Origin of the sequence: Proteus faecis, assembly GCF_003144395.1 — a bacterium.
GTDB classification, from domain to species: Bacteria; Pseudomonadota; Gammaproteobacteria; order Enterobacterales; family Enterobacteriaceae; genus Proteus; species Proteus faecis.
In genome coordinates, this window is the sequence record NZ_PENZ01000007.1 from 78,708 (window position 1) to 98,350 (window position 19,643).

At 38.2% G+C, this 19,643-nt stretch carries 17 protein-coding genes; 7 read left to right on the forward strand and 10 right to left on the reverse strand.

Annotation, left to right across the window (positions count from 1 at the left end; genetic code table 11):
- Positions 1–11: 11 nt before the first annotated feature.
- Complete coding sequence (gltS, locus tag DK858_RS01415; RefSeq protein ID WP_109395900.1) at positions 12–1,229, reverse strand: sodium/glutamate symporter; 1,218 nt, start codon at positions 1,227–1,229, stop codon at positions 12–14.
- 241 nt (positions 1,230–1,470) lie between these two features.
- On the opposite strand from gltS, the gene DK858_RS01420 reads away from it, so the two are divergent.
- The 4 genes from DK858_RS01420 to DK858_RS01435 all read left to right on the forward strand — a co-directional run bounded on the left by DK858_RS01420 (position 1,471) and on the right by DK858_RS01435 (position 5,675).
- The gene (locus DK858_RS01420; RefSeq protein ID WP_109395901.1) at positions 1,471–2,862 is read left to right on the forward strand and encodes a uracil-xanthine permease family protein; all 1,392 of its coding nucleotides are present in this window, start codon (positions 1,471–1,473) and stop codon (positions 2,860–2,862) included.
- Between the two features lie 154 nt (positions 2,863–3,016).
- Entirely contained in the window at positions 3,017–3,565 is a 549-nt protein-coding gene (locus DK858_RS01425) for a hypothetical protein (RefSeq protein ID WP_109395902.1), read from the forward strand.
- 106 nt (positions 3,566–3,671) lie between these two features.
- Positions 3,672–5,348 (forward strand): AsmA family protein, encoded by a 1,677-nt coding sequence (locus tag DK858_RS01430; protein ID WP_109395903.1) that lies wholly within the window; start codon positions 3,672–3,674, stop codon positions 5,346–5,348.
- 87 nt (positions 5,349–5,435) lie between these two features.
- Positions 5,436–5,675, forward strand: a complete 240-nt coding sequence (locus DK858_RS01435) for a hypothetical protein (RefSeq protein WP_069369557.1) — start codon at positions 5,436–5,438, stop codon at positions 5,673–5,675.
- A 92-nt stretch (positions 5,676–5,767) separates the two neighbouring features.
- On the opposite strand, the gene rluF is transcribed toward DK858_RS01435, so the two are convergent.
- From rluF to typA, 5 genes are all read right to left on the reverse strand, one after another.
- The gene (gene rluF / locus DK858_RS01440) at positions 5,768–6,649 is read right to left on the reverse strand and encodes a 23S rRNA pseudouridine(2604) synthase RluF (RefSeq protein WP_109395904.1); all 882 of its coding nucleotides are present in this window, start codon (positions 6,647–6,649) and stop codon (positions 5,768–5,770) included.
- A gap of 183 nt (positions 6,650–6,832) precedes the next feature.
- Positions 6,833–7,747: a fatty acid biosynthesis protein FabY gene (gene fabY, locus DK858_RS01445; protein ID WP_109395905.1), complete on the reverse strand. Its 915-nt coding sequence runs from the start codon at positions 7,745–7,747 to the stop codon at positions 6,833–6,835.
- A gap of 36 nt (positions 7,748–7,783) precedes the next feature.
- A complete protein-coding gene (gene dtd, locus DK858_RS01450; RefSeq protein WP_109395906.1) occupies positions 7,784–8,221 on the reverse strand; it encodes a D-aminoacyl-tRNA deacylase in 438 nt (145 codons plus the stop codon).
- Between the two features lie 67 nt (positions 8,222–8,288).
- On the reverse strand, positions 8,289–8,906 hold the full coding sequence (yihX, locus tag DK858_RS01455) for a glucose-1-phosphatase (protein ID WP_109395907.1): 618 nt from the start codon (positions 8,904–8,906) through the stop codon (positions 8,289–8,291).
- A gap of 288 nt (positions 8,907–9,194) precedes the next feature.
- A complete protein-coding gene (gene typA, locus DK858_RS01460; RefSeq protein WP_069369552.1) occupies positions 9,195–11,030 on the reverse strand; it encodes a ribosome-dependent GTPase TypA in 1,836 nt (611 codons plus the stop codon).
- Between the two features lie 359 nt (positions 11,031–11,389).
- Here typA and glnA point away from each other — a divergent pair, with 359 nt between their 5' ends.
- From glnA to glnG, 3 genes are all read left to right on the forward strand, one after another.
- The gene (gene glnA, locus DK858_RS01465; protein ID WP_109395908.1) at positions 11,390–12,799 is read left to right on the forward strand and encodes a glutamate--ammonia ligase; all 1,410 of its coding nucleotides are present in this window, start codon (positions 11,390–11,392) and stop codon (positions 12,797–12,799) included.
- A gap of 185 nt (positions 12,800–12,984) precedes the next feature.
- Positions 12,985–14,031, forward strand: a complete 1,047-nt coding sequence (gene glnL, locus DK858_RS01470; RefSeq protein ID WP_109395909.1) for a nitrogen regulation protein NR(II) — start codon at positions 12,985–12,987, stop codon at positions 14,029–14,031.
- A 10-nt stretch (positions 14,032–14,041) separates the two neighbouring features.
- Positions 14,042–15,466 (forward strand): nitrogen regulation protein NR(I), encoded by a 1,425-nt coding sequence (gene glnG / locus DK858_RS01475; RefSeq protein ID WP_109395910.1) that lies wholly within the window; start codon positions 14,042–14,044, stop codon positions 15,464–15,466.
- Positions 15,467–15,485: 19 nt separating this feature from the next.
- Here glnG and hemN read toward each other — a convergent pair whose 3' ends face one another.
- The 4 genes from hemN to DK858_RS01495 all read right to left on the reverse strand — a co-directional run bounded on the left by hemN (position 15,486) and on the right by DK858_RS01495 (position 19,413).
- Positions 15,486–16,859 carry an oxygen-independent coproporphyrinogen III oxidase gene (gene hemN / locus DK858_RS01480; protein ID WP_109395911.1) on the reverse strand — a complete coding sequence of 458 codons (1,374 nt, stop codon included), beginning with the start codon at positions 16,857–16,859 and terminating at the stop codon, positions 15,486–15,488.
- An 849-nt stretch (positions 16,860–17,708) separates the two neighbouring features.
- Positions 17,709–18,365, reverse strand: a complete 657-nt coding sequence (locus DK858_RS01485) for a DUF799 domain-containing protein (RefSeq protein WP_109395912.1) — start codon at positions 18,363–18,365, stop codon at positions 17,709–17,711.
- On the reverse strand, positions 18,362–18,715 hold the full coding sequence (locus DK858_RS01490; protein ID WP_109395913.1) for a DUF4810 domain-containing protein: 354 nt from the start codon (positions 18,713–18,715) through the stop codon (positions 18,362–18,364). The genes DK858_RS01485 and DK858_RS01490 overlap by 4 nt, the downstream gene beginning before the upstream one ends.
- Before the next feature lie 23 nt (positions 18,716–18,738).
- Positions 18,739–19,413: a CsgG/HfaB family protein gene (locus tag DK858_RS01495; RefSeq protein ID WP_109396017.1), complete on the reverse strand. Its 675-nt coding sequence runs from the start codon at positions 19,411–19,413 to the stop codon at positions 18,739–18,741.
- Positions 19,414–19,643 lie beyond the last annotated feature (230 nt).

Below are 19,643 nucleotides of genomic sequence, written 5' to 3' on the forward strand. Positions count from 1 at the left end.
TAGCAACTAAACTACCCTGCAACGATAGGCGTGAAAAACGGTAGCATCAGATACAGTTTAATCACTATTGCATTCACAATATCAATGAAGAATGCGCCGACCATAGGTACAACTAAGAATGCAAGATGAGACGGTCCAAAACGGTCTGTTACCGCTTGCATATTCGCAATCGCCGTTGGTGTAGCACCTAAACCAAAACCACAATGACCCGCTGCTAAAATCGCCGCATCGTAGTTTTTACCCATGACCCGGAAAGTGACAAAAATTGCATAAAGTGCCATTACACCAGCTTGAACACCAAGGATAACCAACATTGGTATCGCCAGTGAGGCCAGTTCCCATAATTTCAAGCTCATTAATGCCATCGCTAAGAATAACGATAAACTCACGTTACCTAAGACTGACACCGCTCTATCAAAAACACGGTAGAACCCAAGCATTGAAAGGCTATTACTTAAAATAACGCCAATAAACAGAACACACACAAAGGTCGGTAGTGAGAATGCCGTACCTTCTAACAGCTGAGAAAGGAACGTACCTGCCATTAAACAGATAGAGATCATCGCAATCGTTTCTAATAAAACCATTGAAGTGATCATTCGGCCTGTTGTCGGCTTCTCAAACGCAGTTGGCATTTCATGGTCATCGGCGCCTAATCCCGGTGTTGGGATATTTTTGATTAAGTAGCGGGCAACTGGGCCACCAATTAATCCACCTAAAACTAAACCAAAGGTAGCACACGCCATCGCGACTTCAGATGCGCTCATAAAACCATAACTTTCAACGAACGTTTTACCCCAGGCTGCCCCTGTACCATGACCACCTGATAATGTAATAGAGCCCGCCAATAATCCCATCAGAGGATCAAGACCTAACATTTCCGCCAATGCAATACCGACTGTGTTTTGCACTAGCAATAACCCAACAACAACAAAGACGAAAATAAAAAGCGCTTTTCCCCCCGCTTTTAAGCTTGCGAGGTTCGCGTTTAAACCAATTGTTGCAAAGAAGGCTAGCATTAATGGATCTTTAAGTGAGAGGTCAAAACTGACTTCCCAGTCCATAAATGATTTAAATGCTAATAGCAGAACTGCAACAAGTAGCCCACCTGCAACGGGTTCTGGGATCGTATACCGTTCTAAAAAAGGAACAGATTTCACTAACTTACGTCCGATCAAGAGAACCAAAGTGGCCGCAACCAGCGTGCCATAAACATCAAGATGATACATTTATGTACCCCGTCTTATTTGTTAATTTTATATAAAAATACTACGACGCTAAGTTCATCCATAAACAACGCCAAAAGCAGGTATCCCCGATTAGAAAAAAAAACGGAGACAAACACAAGTTAAAACATATAAAAATGTGAGCGCCTCTTATGCATTTTGATAACATCATTTTTACGCAAACGATTGCTTTTGTGGCGCAGATCATTAAAATACGGTTTTTGCCGAATAAGAAATTCACACCATGGTTACTTCAGAAAATCAAAATTTGCCTAAAAATAGTGATGTTTCAATTAAAAAAAACAGCGAACTTCTTTTTGCTTTAGAAGAAAAGCCGCCATTACCACAAACACTTTTTGCAGCTTGCCAACACCTTTTAGCGATGTTTGTCGCAGTTATCACACCCGCAATCCTCATTTGCCAAGCATTAGGATTACCTGCACACGATACTCAACGCATTATCAGCATGTCTTTATTTGCATCAGGCATTGCCTCTCTTATTCAAATTCGGGCATGGGGACCGATAGGTTCAGGATTGTTATCAATCCAAGGAACAAGCTTTAACTTTGTTGCTCCACTGATTATGGGGGGATTAGCACTTAAAAATGGAGGCGCCGATATTCCAACAATGATGGCAGCCCTTTTTGGCACATTAATGGTCGCCTCATTAACCGAAATCATCCTTTCTCGTGTTCTTCACTTAGCAAGACGTATCATTACACCGTTAGTTTCAGGTGTCGTAGTGATGATAATCGGCCTCTCTTTAATTCAAGTTGGATTAACCTCTATTGGTGGTGGTTATGCGGCCATTGAAAATAATACCTTCGGTTCACCACAAAATCTGTTATTAGCAGGCTCTGTTCTTATTGTTATTATTTTACTTAATCGACAAAAAAATCCTTATTTACGTGTTGCGTCTTTAGTTATTGCCATGGCTGTGGGTTATGTTCTTGCTTGGGCGTTAGATATGTTGCCCACACCAGTAGAACATCAAGAAACGCCTTTTATGACTATACCTGAGCCGTTTTATTATGGACTGTCATTTGACTGGCATTTACTTATTCCTTTAATGCTGGTGTTTATGATCACATCACTAGAAACTATTGGAGATATCACGGCAACTTCAGATGTTTCAGAGCAACCCGTTAGTGGTCCTTTGTATATGAAACGGATTAAAGGGGGCGTATTGGCTAATGGAATTAACTCTATGGTTTCGGCATTTTTCAATACCTTCCCAAATTCTTGTTTTGGTCAAAATAATGGCGTTATTCAATTAACAGGCGTTGCAAGTCGCTATGTAGGTTATGTTGTTGCCGCAATGCTTGTTATCTTAGGCTTATTTCCATTCGTTGCAGAATTTGTGCAAAGAATTCCTGAACCTGTATTGGGCGGAGCCACATTAGTCATGTTCGGTACCATAGCTGCGTCTGGTGTACGCATTGTTTCTAAAGAAGCGCTAAACCGCCGAGCTATCATGATCCTTGCGATTTCACTTGCGGTAGGACTAGGCGTTTCACAGCAACCTCAAATATTGCAGTTTGCACCTGATTGGTTAAAAACTTTGCTGTCATCTGGTATTGCTGCTGGTGGTTTAACAGCCATCATCTTAAACCTAGTTTTTCCACCAGAAAAATAATCATTAACTAGTAACAGAATAATAAAGCGCTATTTTCATGATCAAAAATAGCGCTTTATTTATTATATTTAAACCAATGATATTTTTATGAAAGCATTTTCCTGTGAGTTGCGGTAACTATTTAGCTCAATACTGAAAATCAAAGGAAAATAGAATGGCTACACCCTTGACCCCAATTAAAAACCCCGCACTCGAATACTTAAAAAGTCACTCATCTACTAAAGATTTCCATATACAAACTATTGGGCAATTTTTTACTTATCTCAAAGATTCCATTCTTTCATTGTTTAATAGTGATCATAAATTTACTCATTTAGGAAATAAGTCTATTTCTGAGTTCAACTTAGAACATATTAAAACAGACTTAGTGGCGTTTTTAAAAAATCCTTCCCTTAATAATCAGCAAAATAAAGATAAAGAAGGATTCCTAGTATATCAGTTTCAATACTTATCAACACAAGCGGGTATTCTCCCTAATTTTTACGATATTTATCACTCAGGTAGCATTGATCCTAATGAATTAATTTCTCAACTTATTAACTATGGTAATAAATTAAAAAAAGGAGAATTAAATGATAGAGAGCAAAGGCATAAAGGCATTATAGAAAAAATATTGAATCATATTAAAACCAATTTACAACAGAACAATATTCCATCCCACGCAGCATTGATAAAAAAGATATCCTCTATCACAAAAACATAAGCAGTTAAATAATCTTGTTTTATAGAGTGATGAATACTTGAGCATCGTCTAGTTTTCAGGCATAACTGTATACTGTTTTGATGGAGTATAAAACAGGAGACGGGTTATGCGCTGGCTGATGAAAAGTTTGGTATCTCTGATACTTATCGTTATTTTATTTATTATTATAATTTACGCTTTTATTCAGACTCAGTGGGGCGCACAAAAAACCAGTGAATGGCTGACACAGTACACTGACTATGATATTCACTTCTCGGGTATTGAGCATGATCTTATGCAACCCGAGCAAGTCATTGTTTATGATCTTCTCGTTAATCCTAAGCAAGATAAAGCTATAGTATCGGCAAAATCAGCACAAATCCGATTTAATTGGCAATTTTTTACTACCCCTTCTCATCTGCAAAAAATTACATTAGAAAATGGTAATATTGATTTGGCAGACAAAGCACCGTCAATACCATTAAGTGCCGACATATTACAATTTAAAAATATGGCGTTACGTAGTGAAAAAACTGATTTTTCTTTTGATGCAAAAAAAATAACGGGAGGGATCACACCATGGATCCCGACATCAACCGACTTAATTGGAGCCGGTCATTTTCAATTTTCTATTGCTGATGGAATGATAAATAATAATGAATTCAGTAACTTCATTATTTCTGGTCAATATCAACCCAATAATATTCAAATAGAAAAATTGGGTACTCGCCTACTTAATGGCTCACTCTCCTTGAGCGGACAATATCAAGATAATCAATGGAAATTTGATAATGTTTATATGAATGGCTTGCGCTGGCAATCCTCGCAAAACTTTAATGAATTAATTCAGTCTCTCTCTGAATATCCCCGTATTAGCATAAGATCACTCAATATTGTTGATTTAACTGCTGAAGGAAAACAGTGGGCAATTAGTGGTTTTGATGGACAATTTTCTCAGTTTAGTTGGAACAACGACCTTTCATTTACAACTGGCGAATTCAATACAAATGATGTTGTTTTTCAAGATGAACACATCACTGATCTTATTGCAAAACTCAACCTGCAGAACAATCAACTCAATCTAGATAATCTCAGTCTGCGCTATGAAAAAGGCTTAATTAAGCTTTCTGGTCATTGGAATAAAAACAATAAAACCCTCACGATCCAAGATGCCACACTATCAGGCCTTTTATATACACTACCTGAAAATTGGCTCACTTTTTTAGCGAAACCAATAGATAACAAGAGTAATATTCAAAATATCACTATCGAACAGTTATCTATCAACCAATCTATTTTGATTGATATCACGCCGGAATTCCCATTTCAATTCACCAACTTAACAGGAAAACTGCAAAATTTAATGGTGGCAAAAGAAGGTGAATGGGGATTATGGCAAGGCTCAGCCGTATTAAATGCCGATAGTGGTACGTTAAATCGCATTGAATTACGTCGCCCTGATTTAAAAATTGTCACTCAGCAAGATAACGCTATTGTTGAGCAATATTCAGCATTTATTGGTGACGGTATTGTTCGAGGTTCAGCCGGTTTAATACAGTCTAACCAACAACGTCAATTTTCACTGATTGCTAATGGTTTAAATGTACCTTTATCAATACCTTATACATTAGGTTTAAAAACAACCTACTCTGATGATATAGGCCAGTTTACACTAAAATTGAAAGGCGATTTACGTTCAAGCCCAGTGAGCTCAACACTTAATGGCACATTAACTGGAAGTAAAAATGAGCAACAAATACTCAACTCACTGATACAAAATGGCGAGATTATTAATCACCTATAATATTGATCTTTCTTAGGAGCACGGATTGCTCCCTTTATAAAAAGCGTTACAATGCGCTATTGCCCTTTTCTTTATTGTGGAGTTTTCATGTCTGACGAAGATTTTTCCCCTGAAAAAATATCTTTAAATGTGTTTCAACAATCTCCTTTAACTGCACTTGAAGATAACAGCACACTGCTTGTGTGTGATGACAACAAAACTCCGTTATTCTATTGTCTTTCTAAAGAAGACTATGATGCATTGATTGAGCGAGTTATGGATGCAGAACTTGCAGCGATCGTTCTTGAACGTCGCCAAAATAAATTAGATGAGCTAAATTTAGACTAATTTTATCGATGCTATAATTTGTCGTAAATAGAACAAACAAAAAACACCCTTTCAGGTGTTTTTTTGTTTTTATCGCATCTTTAACAATGAAATTAACGTTTTTTCTTTTTACGACCCGGCTGAACAAAACGCTTACGGGAATTATTTTCCGTTTCTTTGGTTTTTGTTTGAGGAATATGAATACCCAATGCTTTCGCATTACTACTGATCTGTTTCTTCGGCTTATTTTGCTTCGCTTTAGGTGGTGCTTCTGATGTTGATTTTTCAATCGCGTCAAAGAGTTTGATCAGCTCATCATCCGTTAGGTCTCGCCATTCACCGACTGGTAATCCAGATAGACTAACATTCATAATACGAATACGTTCAAGCTTAGTGACTTCATAACCAAAATATTCGCACATACGACGAATTTGGCGATTTAACCCTTGAACTAAGGTGATACGAAACACCATCGGCGCTTCTTTCTTAACCTTACATTTCTTAGTTTTTTGTCCCATGATAGGAACACCCGCACCCATTCCACGAATAAACTCATCTGTGATTGGTTTATTCACTGTCACAAGGTACTCTTTTTCATGATCATTACCCGCACGTAGGATTTTATTGACTAAATCACCGTGGTTGGTCAAGAAAATCAATCCTTGTGAATCTTTGTCCAAACGCCCAATTGGGAAAATGCGGGTACTGTGGTTAACATAGTCAACAATATTATCTTTTTCGCCATCATCTGTGGTACTCACAATACCCACTGGCTTATTCAGCGCAATCAAAACCAGCTCAGAGTTATCCTGTGCTTCAATCAATCGACCATTGACTTTGACTTCATCACCAGCAAATACTTGGTCGCCAATACTGGCGCGTTTGCCATTAATAAGAACAAGCCCTTGCTCAATATAACGGTCAGCCTCACGACGTGAGCAGATCCCGCTTTCACTGATATATTTATTAAGACGAGTAGATAAATTGGTGTCCATGCTTCCCTCCGTAAACTGCGAAATATACATCAATTGGATAGGGATAGAAACTCTATAACACCAGCATTCAAGAATAGATTTTTTATACTCTGTTTTTTTAATTAAAAACGCAAAAAATAGAAAAAGTAACCCAAAAGAAAATAGTAATTTCCCTTTAAATTACTTTAAAGATAGCGAGATGAATTAGCACTGCTTATTTTGTGAAGGTAAAACAATATAAGTACCACTAAAAACAGCACCGACACCTTCATCACCACAAATATCAACATCTAGCTTAATTCGTGCCTTGCTCCCTTTCGCTAATCGCCCTAAATCTCCACTTAAATTTTCCATATCGGCAACAGCAGCAGGACGCCCTGATACAGGTTTCCGATAACGAATATGAGCATCCACCAGCACAATATCACCTTGCAATTTATGCTCTTGCATTAATAGCCAAATCAATCCCCAACCCGTTAATGTTGCGAGTGAAAATTGGCTGCCTGCAAAAATAGTGTGATGAGGGTTTTGGTTCCCCGCTTCTGGAATAGTGGTATAAAAACGCGTTCCCGTATATTGAGTAATACGTAACCCCATTTTTTCACTTAATGGGATATGTTGATGCCACTGTTTTTGTAATTCAGCGCACCAATCTGGTCGATGAAGAATATCATCTAAAGACTCAATACTTTTTTTCATAAAAAAGTGCTTAATGGGTGTTGTTTGCGGGCCTGTGACTAGACCACAATTTTCATAACCCAATTTTTCAAAGAAGCTTACAGATTCTTCCCTTGCACTGCACACTATTCGTTTTATACCTTCTTGACGAGCAAGTGATTCTAACGCCATAGCGACTAATGAGCCTAAACCTTTTCCTTGTGCGTCTGTACGCACCGCCATAAAGCGAATAGCACCTTCGTTATCAGCATTGATATAAAGTCGTCCAATCGCAACAGGTTGTCCTGTTTCATCGACAACCATTTGGTGATGTGCAAAGGTGTCATAACCGTCTTTTTCAGAGCCTTCAGGTTGATGTAGAGGTTTACGAAGCATTTCCCAGCGAAAAGCATAATAGGCATCAAATTCTGCCTCTGTTTTTGGGGTTCGTAAATGGTACATATCTGAGCTCCTTTTAACATCACTGCACGTTCGATGTTATACCTGTAACCAAAAGGTGACTGGGCCATCATTAGTCAGTGTGATTTGCATATCCGCGGCAAACTGGCCTGTTTGAGTTTCCAAACCTTGTTGCTGACATTGTTCAATAAAGTAATGATAGAGATTTTTCGCTAATTCTGGGGGAGCGCCATTCGAAAACCCAGGACGCATCCCTTTTTGTGTTTCCGCGGCAAGTGTGAATTGAGATACAACTAACAGACTACCACCCGCTTGTTGCACATTTAGGTTCATCTTGTCATTTTCATCACTAAATACGCGATAGCCACATACTTTTTCACATAATCTTTTGGCTTTCTGTTCGTTGTCGTCTTTCTCTACACCTAATAACACCAATAAGCCTTGATTAATAGCACCGACTGTTTCACCTGCAATATCCACCTTTGCCTGCGTCACTCGTTGAATTAATGCGATCATACTCTCTCCAAAATAAATCAATAAAAAAGGATAACAAACTCAATCCATTGTTATCCTTACGATAGCACTATTCTTCTACTGGGAGAGAAAAATCATAATCTTTGAAGTAATCGATAATGGTATTTTTATCAACCACATGCACTGCTTTCATACCAACCGAAAGAGCTGCATCGACATTAGTTTGTAAATCATCAAAAAAAATGGCGTCTTGTGCTTCAACATCTTCAGACTCCAAAACATACTTAAAGAGTTCAGGATCTGGTTTTCTCATACCAAGATCTTGTGATAGGTAGAGAAAATCAGCAGAAGCTGCGATTTCAGGATAATGCTCGGGCCAGTAATCATGATGCAAGCGATTTGTATTTGATAACACCACAACCCGATGTCCTTGCTCTCTTAATTTATTCATTATATCAATGACTTCAGGTCTTACTGCGATAAAAATAGCCTGCCATCCTTCAGCAAATTGCTCAAAACTTAAGTTCATGCCAAGTTCTGAGTTAATTTCTTCAGCAAATTCGATATCTGTAATATTACCGCGCTCATGTAATTTAAAAACTTCGCCGGCGGTGAAGTTCTTTTTTATACTTGCTAATGGAACACCACTCAGCTTACTCCATACTGCGAATACTCGGTTAAAATCGATATCAATAATCACATTACCCATATCAAAGATATAAAGCATAAATCCTCTCCATAATAGAAAACTCATTTTACTTTAATCATAAATCGCTTTACTGAACAGGCTTAAACGCTAAAAAAGTACAATAATCACACTTAATTTTTTTGTAAAACATAAAACCAGAAGAGGGAGAAATAAAAAAGAGATGAGAAAAAAGAAAGGATTGATAGAAAACTTATGCGGCAGAGATTATTTTCCACCGCATTCGTCTTTTATAGCAACATATACTCATCAAGAGTATAAACTCAGGGCGCTAACGCGCCCTAAGAATTATGTTATCAAAATAACGAATTAGTCTTTGCTACGATAAGCACGACGACGATCGTTTTCTGACAGATAACGCTTACGCAGACGAATAGACTGCGGAGTGACTTCAACTAACTCATCGTCATCAATAAATTCTAATGCTTGTTCTAATGTTTGTTTCAGGTGTGGAGTCAGCGTTGTCGCCTCATCTGTACCAGAAGCACGCATGTTAGTCAGCTTCTTACCAGTTAAACAGTTTACTGTTAAGTCATTAGAGCGAGTATGAATACCAATCACTTGGCCTTCATAAACTTCTGCACCATGAGTAACGAATAATTTACCACGGTCTTGTAAGCTATACAGTGCGTAAGCAACGGCTTTACCTTGGCCATTAGAGATCATAACACCGTTATTACGGCGACCGATTTCACCAGGACGAACATCATCATAGTGACTGAATGTTGCATACAGTAAACCAGTACCTGATGTCATGGTCATAAATTCAGTACGGAAACCAATCAGACCACGGCTAGGAATGATGTAATCTAAACGTACACGTCCTTTGCCATCTGGTTGCATATCACGCATTTCGCCTTTACGCTCACCCATCGCTTGCATCACATCACCTTGGTGCTGTTCTTCAATATCGATAGTCACTTGTTCGAAAGGCTCTTGTTTACGACCGTCAATATCACGGAAGATAACTTTAGGACGAGATACACCTAATTCGTAACCTTCACGACGCATATTTTCAATCAGAACTGACAGGTGAAGCTCACCACGACCTGATACACGGAATGCATCTGGATCTTCAGTTTCTTCTACACGTAATGCTACGTTATGGACTAACTCTTTTTTCAGACGATCTAAAATCTGACGAGAAGTCACAAACTTACCTTCACGGCCACAGAAAGGTGAAGTATTAACACAGAAATACATGCTAACAGTAGGTTCATCAACAGCTAATGCAGGTAATGCTTCAACAGCACCTGTTTCACAAATCGTATCAGAGATATTCAGTTCGCCTAAGCCTGTAATAGCGATGATATCGCCAGCTTCTGCAACTTCAACTTCAATACGTTCTAAGCCTAAGTGACCTAATACTTTACCGACTTTACCGTTACGAGTATTACCTTCACTATCGATGATAGTCACTTGTTGGTTAGGTTTAACCTTACCACGTTTGATACGACCGATACCGATAACACCTAGGTAATTGTTGTAGTCCAACTGAGAAATTTGCATCTGGAATGTGCCTTCCAGATCCACTTTTGGTGGCTCTACATATTTGACAATAGCTTCATATAACGGAGTCATATCTTCAGCCATGTCATTGTAATCTGTTCCCGCAATACCGTTTAATGCAGATGCATAGATAATTGGGAAATCAAGTTGTTCGTCAGTTGCACCTAAGTTTACGAACAGGTCAAATACCTGATCAACAACCCAGTCTGGACGTGCACCAGGGCGGTCAACTTTATTGATAACAACAATAGGTTTTAAGTTGTTAGCAAACGCTTTTTGTGTCACAAAACGAGTTTGTGGCATTGGGCCATCCATCGCGTCAACCAGCAATAGAACGCTGTCTACCATAGACATAACGCGTTCTACCTCACCACCGAAGTCGGCGTGTCCTGGGGTATCTACGATGTTGATACGATAGTCATTCCATTTAATCGCTGTATTTTTCGCAAGAATAGTAATTCCGCGCTCTCTTTCGAGATCATTTGAGTCCATCACGCGCTCAGCAACGGTTTCACGTTCACCGAACGTACCAGATTGCTGTAGTAATTTATCGACGATAGTTGTTTTACCATGGTCAACGTGGGCGATGATGGCGATATTACGCAAGTTTTCGATCACAAAATTTGCCTCAGGCATTGTAGAAATAAGCGCAGTATTGTACACGCTTTAGACGAGAGACTAAACAAGATCACAATAATGATTGCTTAACAATATGCAATTAATTGAATTGTGATCCTTTTCACGCCTCAGAATTTAGTAGTATCCGTTCGATTGCACCAAAATAGTGCAGCTAATTAGGCTTAATTTGCACCAATTTTGTGCAATAATTAAAAAATCACAGGAGATATTCTACACTAAACTTCATCAATACAGTATATATCCCTTTTTAGATAAGTTGGCATGCTTTTCGCAATAGAATTTGGGTGAGCAAAAAATTCACCGAAAAATGTGTAAGGCCACTGCACTCAATAAAACCATTCGCCAGGAGAGTTCCTATGTCCCTTGAACATGTATTATCCATGATTGAAGAACATAAAGTTAAATATATTGACTTACGTTTCACTGATACCCGCGGTAAAGAACAACATCTTACTATTCCGGCTCATCAGGTTAACGATGATTTCTTTGAAGAAGGAAAAATGTTCGATGGTTCCTCTATTGGTGGTTGGAAAGGCATTAACGAATCAGACATGGTACTGATGCCAGACGCAACAACGGCAATGCTTGACCCATTTTTCCAAGATCCAACCTTGATTATTCGTTGTGACGTTTTAGAACCCGGCACAATGCAAGGTTACGATCGCGACCCTCGCTCTATCTCAAAACGTGCTGAAGATTATTTAAAATCAAGTGATATTGCAGACACAGTACTGTTTGGACCAGAACCAGAATTCTTCCTATTTGATGATATTCGTTTCAAAAATGATATTTCAGGCGCATCTTACGCTATCAATGATATTGAAGCGGCATGGAACACCAATACCAAATATGAAGATGGCAACAAAGGTCACCGCCCAATGGTTAAAGGGGGTTATTTCCCATTACCACCGGTTGACTCATCACAAGATATTCGTTCTACCATGTGTAACATCATGGAAGAAATGGGCTTAGTCGTTGAAGCACACCACCATGAGGTAGCAACTGCTGGTCAAAATGAAGTGGCAACTCGCTTTAATACCATGACTAAAAAAGCAGATGAAACCCAAATTTATAAATACGTGGTACAAAACGTGGCTCACGTATTTGGTAAAACAGCGACCTTTATGCCAAAACCATTAGTTGGTGATAACGGTTCAGGTATGCACTGTCATATGTCACTGTCTAAAAACGGTGTAAATCTGTTTGCGGGTGATAAATATGGCGGATTATCTGAAATGGCGCTGTATTACATCGGTGGTATTATCAAGCATGCTCGTGCATTAAATGCATTTACTAACCCAACCACTAACTCTTACAAACGTTTAGTCCCAGGTTTTGAAGCACCTGTAATGTTGGCTTACTCTGCACGTAACCGTTCAGCGTCAATTCGTATTCCAGTTGTCGCTAGCATGAAAGCACGCCGTATTGAAGTACGTTTCCCAGATCCTTTAGCAAACCCTTATCTTGCGTTTGCCGCACAGTTAATGGCTGGTCTGGATGGAATTATCAATAAAATTCATCCTGGTGATGCTATGGATAAAAACCTCTATGACTTACCGCCAGAAGAAGCAAAAGAGATCCCAACTGTCGCAGGTTCATTAGAAGAAGCATTAAATTCATTAGATGCAGATCGTGAATTCTTAACCCGCGGTGGTGTATTTACTGATGATGCTATTGATGCTTATTTAGAGTTATTACGTGCGGATGTTCAACGTGTACGTATGGCTCCACATCCTCTTGAATTTGAAATGTATTACAGCGCTTAAGACTATTTTTATTGATAAACACTTAAGCCTAAATGTAAAACTGTTTTTTTTGCCGTGAAGCTATTTTGCCCATCTTCGGATGGGCACTTTTCTCCCATTTAAGGAGTCAGTCTTTTCACTTACGCATTGGTTCATCAATGTAATAAAGGTAAGATGCACTAAAATGGTGCAATGGGGTATTCAATATGGAAACGGCAGACTTACCTGACAACACATTAATTTTAGACTCATTGATTCACTCTGTATTAGTTATCAACAAAGAGTTTATTATTTGCTACGCAAATCATTCTGCGTTACAGGTTTTAGCACAAAGCCGTCGAAAATTATTTGAAACGCCTTTCACTGCCCTTTTCAGCTATTACTCTTTTGATGCTGATTTAATGCGTGAAACATTAGCGAATGGACAAAGCTTTACTGACAATGAAGTGATATTGGTGGTAAATAACCAATCACACACAATGTCGCTCAGTGCCCAACCGATTTCCGAACAACATATTTTGCTGGAACTGGCGCCTATGGATAGTCAACGCCGGTTAAGCCAAGAGCAGATACAACAAGCCCAGCAAATGGCTGCTAGGGAATTGGTTAGGGGGCTGGCACATGAAATTAAAAATCCGTTGGGAGGATTACGGGGTGCGGCTCAATTGCTAGCAAAATCCTTACCTGATCCTGCTTTAACGGAATATACGCAAGTCATTATTGAACAAGCTGATCGCCTACGTGTGCTGGTGGACAGATTACTCGGCCCCCAACATCCAGGGACAAAAACACATCAGAGTATTCACCATGTTGTTGAGCGCGTTGCTCAACTTATTTCGCTCGAATGTCCTGACAATGTTACCTTACTAAAAGATTACGATCCCAGCTTACCTGAGTTATCACATTACCCAGATCAGATAGAACAAGTACTGCTAAATATTACTCGTAACGCCTTACAAGCCGTTGAAAAAACAGGAGGGACGATTATTTTGCGTACCCGTACGGCTTTTCAAATCACACTGCATGGTGAACGTCATCGCCTTGTTGCTCGTATAGATGTGATTGATACTGGTGATGGCATTCCTCCTCATCTACAAGATACGCTTTTTTATCCTATGGTGAGTGGTAGAGAAGGTGGTAATGGATTGGGGCTCTCTATTGCGCGTAATTTAGTGGATCAACATGCAGGTAAAATCGAATTTACCAGTTGGCCCGGAAATACTGAGTTTTCTATTTATTTACCAATTAAGTAGGAGATAACCAATGCAAAAAGGAAATGTATGGGTTGTTGATGATGACAGCTCTATTCGCTGGGTACTTGAACGTGCCATTTCTCGTGAAGGTATGTCTTGTAAAGCCTTTGAACATGCGAATGATGTGCTTAATGCACTCAATACAGAAATACCTGATGTGTTGTTATCAGACATTCGTATGCCTGATATTGATGGTTTATCTCTTTTAAAAATAATTAAAGAACAATATCCAACTCTGCCCGTTATTATTATGACGGCACATTCTGATCTCGATGCTGCTGTTAATGCCTATCAACAAGGGGCTTTTGATTACTTACCAAAGCCATTTGATATCGACGAAACATTAGCATTAATTGACCGCGCCATTACTCATTATCGCGAACAAAAACAACCGAATACCGACGAAACCTCACTGCAATCAGTTACCGATATGATTGGTGAAGCTCCTGCAATGCAAGAGGTTTACCGTATTATTGGTCGGCTTTCTCGCTCTTCAATTAGTGTCCTTATTAATGGAGAGTCGGGTACAGGAAAAGAGTTAGTGGCACATGCATTACATCGCCACAGCCCAAGAGCATCCTCCCCTTTTATCGCCCTAAATATGGCGGCAATTCCTAAAGACTTGATTGAATCAGAGCTTTTTGGTCATGAAAAGGGAGCATTTACAGGGGCTTCTCAAGTACGCCACGGTCGATTTGAACAAGCGAATGGTGGTTCACTATTTCTTGATGAAATTGGCGATATGCCTCTTGATATTCAAACACGTTTACTACGAGTCCTTGCTGAAGGGCAATTTTATCGAGTCGGCGGTTATGCACCTGTAAAAGTCGATGTGCGTATTATTGCCGCGACACACCAAGACTTAGAAAAGCGGGTTCAAGCTGGTGATTTTCGTGAAGATCTCTATCATCGACTCAATGTAATACGTATTCAGCTACCACCATTACGCGATAGAACCGAAGATATTCCCAGCTTGGCGCGCTATTTTCTGCAAAAAACAGCAAAAGAATTAGGTGTTGAAGCCAAAGTATTGCATCAACAAAGTTTGCAAATAATGATGGAATACAACTGGTCAGGCAACGTTAGACAATTAGAAAATGTGTGTCGCTGGTTAACGGTAATGACGGCAAGCCAAGAGATTATGCCTCAAGATTTACCACAAGAAATTCGCCAACCTGATGAGAAAGCGAAAAATATCAATCGAATTGCTTCTTCTCAACATTGGTCACAACATCTTTCATTATGGGCAGATGAAGCATTAGGGGAAGGAAAAGAAAACATTTTAACAGATGCTCTACCTCAATTTGAACGCACACTATTACTCAGTGCCTTGGCATATACACAAGGGCATAAACAAGATGCAGCAAGATTATTAGGTTGGGGCAGAAATACACTAACCCGTAAATTAAAAGAGTTGGGGATAGAGGAATATTAATCCTCAATCCCTTCATCAATTAAATGACACGCGAAAATTGGCGTTGGCGCATTTGATTTCGTAAATAGGTGTCAAAACACATGCAGATATTACGAATAAGCAAACGCCCGCGTGGTGTAACTTGAATACCGTCTACCGCTATTTCAACTAAACCGTCATCTTTCATTGGCGCAAGTAATTCTAAATCTTCTTTAAAATAGTCATGGAAGACAATATTGTGCATTTTTTCAATATCAGAAAAATGCAGATTAAAATTACAAATTAAGGTTTTAATCACATCACGGCGAATACAATCATCCTGAGTCAAGGATAAACCTCTCCATAGTGCATTTCCTTCACTATTGACTCGCGCATAATACTCTTTTAATACTTTTTCATTTTGCGCATAGTTATCACCTAACATACTTATTGCAGAAACGCCCATGCCTAATAAATCACACTCTTCATGAGTGGTATAACCTTGGAAATTACGGTGTAAAATACCTTTACGTTGAGCAACCGCTAATTCATCATCAGGTTTAGCAAAGTGATCCATACCAATAAACTGGTAGCCGTTTGTTGTCAGTGTAGAAATTGTCTCTTGTAATATTTCTAACTTTTCTTCTGCTAAAGGGAGATCTTCATCTTTAATTTTACGCTGAGCCGCAAATAAATTAGGTAAGTGCGCATAATTAAAAACACTCAATCTATCTGGTGATAGCTCAATAACACGTTTTAATGTAAAGGCAAAACTCTCTTTGGTTTGCTTAGGTAAGCCATAAATTAAGTCAATGCTGGTGGAGTGAAAACCCACTTCACGTGCACGTTCTACCAATGCAAAAATAAAGGCTTCATCTTGCTCACGATTTACTTTTTGTTGCACTTCTTTATTGAAATCTTGCACCCCCATACTCAGGCGATTAAATCCTTCGTAACGTAGATGATCGATAACATCCAGCTCAATTTCACGAGGATCAATTTCAATAGAGAGTTCGGCATTATCAACAAAATGAAAATGCTGACGTAATAGCGAAACCAATCGGCTAATCTGTTGTTTATCCAGAAAGGTCGGTGTTCCCCCACCCCAATGCATTTGAGTCACTTTTCTGTCTTTAAAATAGCGAGCTCGATTAATAATTTCTTTTTCTAAAACATCAAGATATTCATCTGCTTTGTGTTTATGGCGCGTAATAATTTTATTACAACCACAGAAATAGCATAGCTTATGGCAGAAAGGGATATGAATATAAAGCGATAAAGGGCGCTCAAGATAACGTTGCGTTGCTTTGATAAAATCATCATCGCCATATTGCTGATTAAACTCTAATGCTGTTGGGTATGATGTATAGCGAGGACCTGAATAGTTATACTTATGGATCAGGTCAAGATCCCAAATAATTGTTTGTTCTGACATGCCTCTACCTTCCAAAAGTGAACCGCTGATATTTCATACCAGCAAACAGACATTATGAATATCTGAAAGAATAGTGTAACCAATAAATCAGGAACTGAATATGATCGAAAGAGGTATCGCATAAATCTCTATCTTCTTATTGATAGACGATAACTCTCAAATATACGACGTGATGTAAATCACATTATATAAAAATAATCTTACCCATTAAAGATATTCATGAATAAATTAAGTTTATTCAATATGTTAGTCGTTTTAATTCATTATGGAATATCAGAAGAAAACTTTTACACCGAGTTTAAAGCGATATATTACTCAAAATACGATTTAAATTAATTAAATATCTCGTTATATTAGTTTTATTATTCTTTTATTCCCTCTTAATTCGATGATTATAATAATAGTAACATTTATATCTTTACCTAAATTATAATATTACATATCCTAGAGACAAACATTGATTAATATCCAACTAAGTCGTGTTTTGATTTAAATTTGAGGACGATATAAAGAATAAAGGTCGCTATATTACAAGGAAAGATAGCATCCCCATACCTTATCTTATTCTAATAGACGTTTCTCTTATCTAATCAGTCTCTTTTATATACCCGATTATGGATTATTAACCACGGAAGGAAACGGACTAGCAACCAAGGATGGTTTATCTTTTCAATAACGTCACTTCTTTTTATTTACTCTCTATCTCATACTTATTCTATTATTAATATAGGTGGTATTACCTAACATTAAATAAGAATAATTATTATCTGTAAATAAAATAAGGCTCTGCTTATTTTAAACTAATTAAACAGAGCCTTTTCATTATTATGCTTATTTTAGTGCATTTACTTATTCTGCATCTTTACCATAATTAGGAGAACGAGGACCATATAGAATACCGTTCGCATGTCCTGCTGAAAGTAAACGTACACTTGTTATGCCAGCTATTTGGTAGCTTTTGTCTGACACTGTATTCACAATTTGATTCACAACGGCTGAAACCAACATCCCGACTAAACTACCTGATGAACCTTCTGTTTCTGTGCTTGATGCCGTTGCAGAGCTGCTCCACAACACGCCACCATTACGAAGATCAACAAGCTTAGCAGTAACAGTCACTCTCGTATCACTAGAAATAATTTGATATGACGTACCAAACTCAGTGATATCTAAGTATAAAACAGCATCAGCCCCAAAGATTTCACGTAATTTATTAGGACTTACTGCATGAATATCCCCAGCCATGGATAAACCATTTTGCTTAAATGTCTCTTCAACGACAGCAACAGGGAAAACATAATATCCCGCTTCTGCCAAAGGATATGTCACTTGAGATAAGAAACTGTGCCCAGCTCCAACTTCCGTTGTGTGATTTTGAGGCACTAAGACTAAAATACTTTTTGGTTTACTCTGTTTAAATGCCGTGTAATCTGTTTTAACCGGTTGGGTGCACCCCGTTAATACCAACGCAAAAGCCAAGCAAATTAAAGTAAATAAGCGACTCATTTTTGTATTCCTTTATTTTTCATCAGGCGATCCATAAATTCCGCTGATTCAGGGTAAAGTACTTTTTCCTCATTAAATTCTGCCATCGCTAAATCTAACGCGCCCGTCGCACCATATAACATTCCTAAATGCGCATGTAATCCTGGTGGAATACCTAATGATTTAGCTCGAGAAAGCTCAATGCTTTTCTTCAATGCATCAATTTGTGCTTGAGGATCACTTTCACTTTGTTGATAGTATTGATATACCACTTGTTGATAACTGTCCCAGTTATAAAGTGGTTTAGGACCACTTGAACAACCCGTCAGTAAAAATGCGCCCAAAACAAGAGTTATTAATGATTTATACATCGTTATATCCTTATAAACGCGCATTATTTTGAAGGTTGCCAAGCATTACTCTCAATACCTGCAACTAAGTTATTAACCGCTTCACGGATCGCTAAATCAAGCACTTTACCGTTAAGTGTTGAGTCATAGCTTGCTGTTCCACCAAATCCAATGATTTCACGGTTAGAAAGCTCATATTCACCCGCACCTTGAGATGAGAATACCACTTCAGATGTATTCACATTCACAACATTTAAATTCACTTTTGCGTAAGCAACTTGTGTTTTTCCACGACCTAAAATGCCGAATAATTGGCGATCACCGACTTCTTTACGACCAAATTCTGTCACATCGCCAGTGATCACATAAGTGGCGCCTTTCAATTGCTGATTTTGCCCTTTAATGCCAGCTTCTTCTTTTAATTCAGATAAATTAGCTCTGTCTAATACATTAAAACGCCCTGTTTGTTGTAAGTGCGTCATTAAAATAGTTTTGGATTGATTCCCTAATCTATCAACACCATCAGAGAATATTCCATTCATATAACTAGAACGGTTATCAAACTTACCAATAGAAATAGCACTTTTAGTGCCTGTATAAGTTGTGTTATAGGTTGCAACTTTAGCAACATCTACAGAACGTGAAGATTCTGATGCACAGCCTGCTAGTAAGGAAGCCGAAATCATGATCAAACCAAACGATAATTTATTTAAATTCATATTAATAACCCAATAAAGGTGAAATAAACCCATAGATATTCATTCTATTAATTGAAATAGAGTTGATATAAACGGAAGTAATTGCTTTCAGTTTTAACTCGTAGAAGTCACCTTTAAAAACCTCAATGATAATAAGGTTAAAAGGCTATCAACGCTTATTTTATAATATAAAGGCAATCGACAATAGGGAAAATAGAAGATGAATGATAAAAATAATAACAAATAAATAT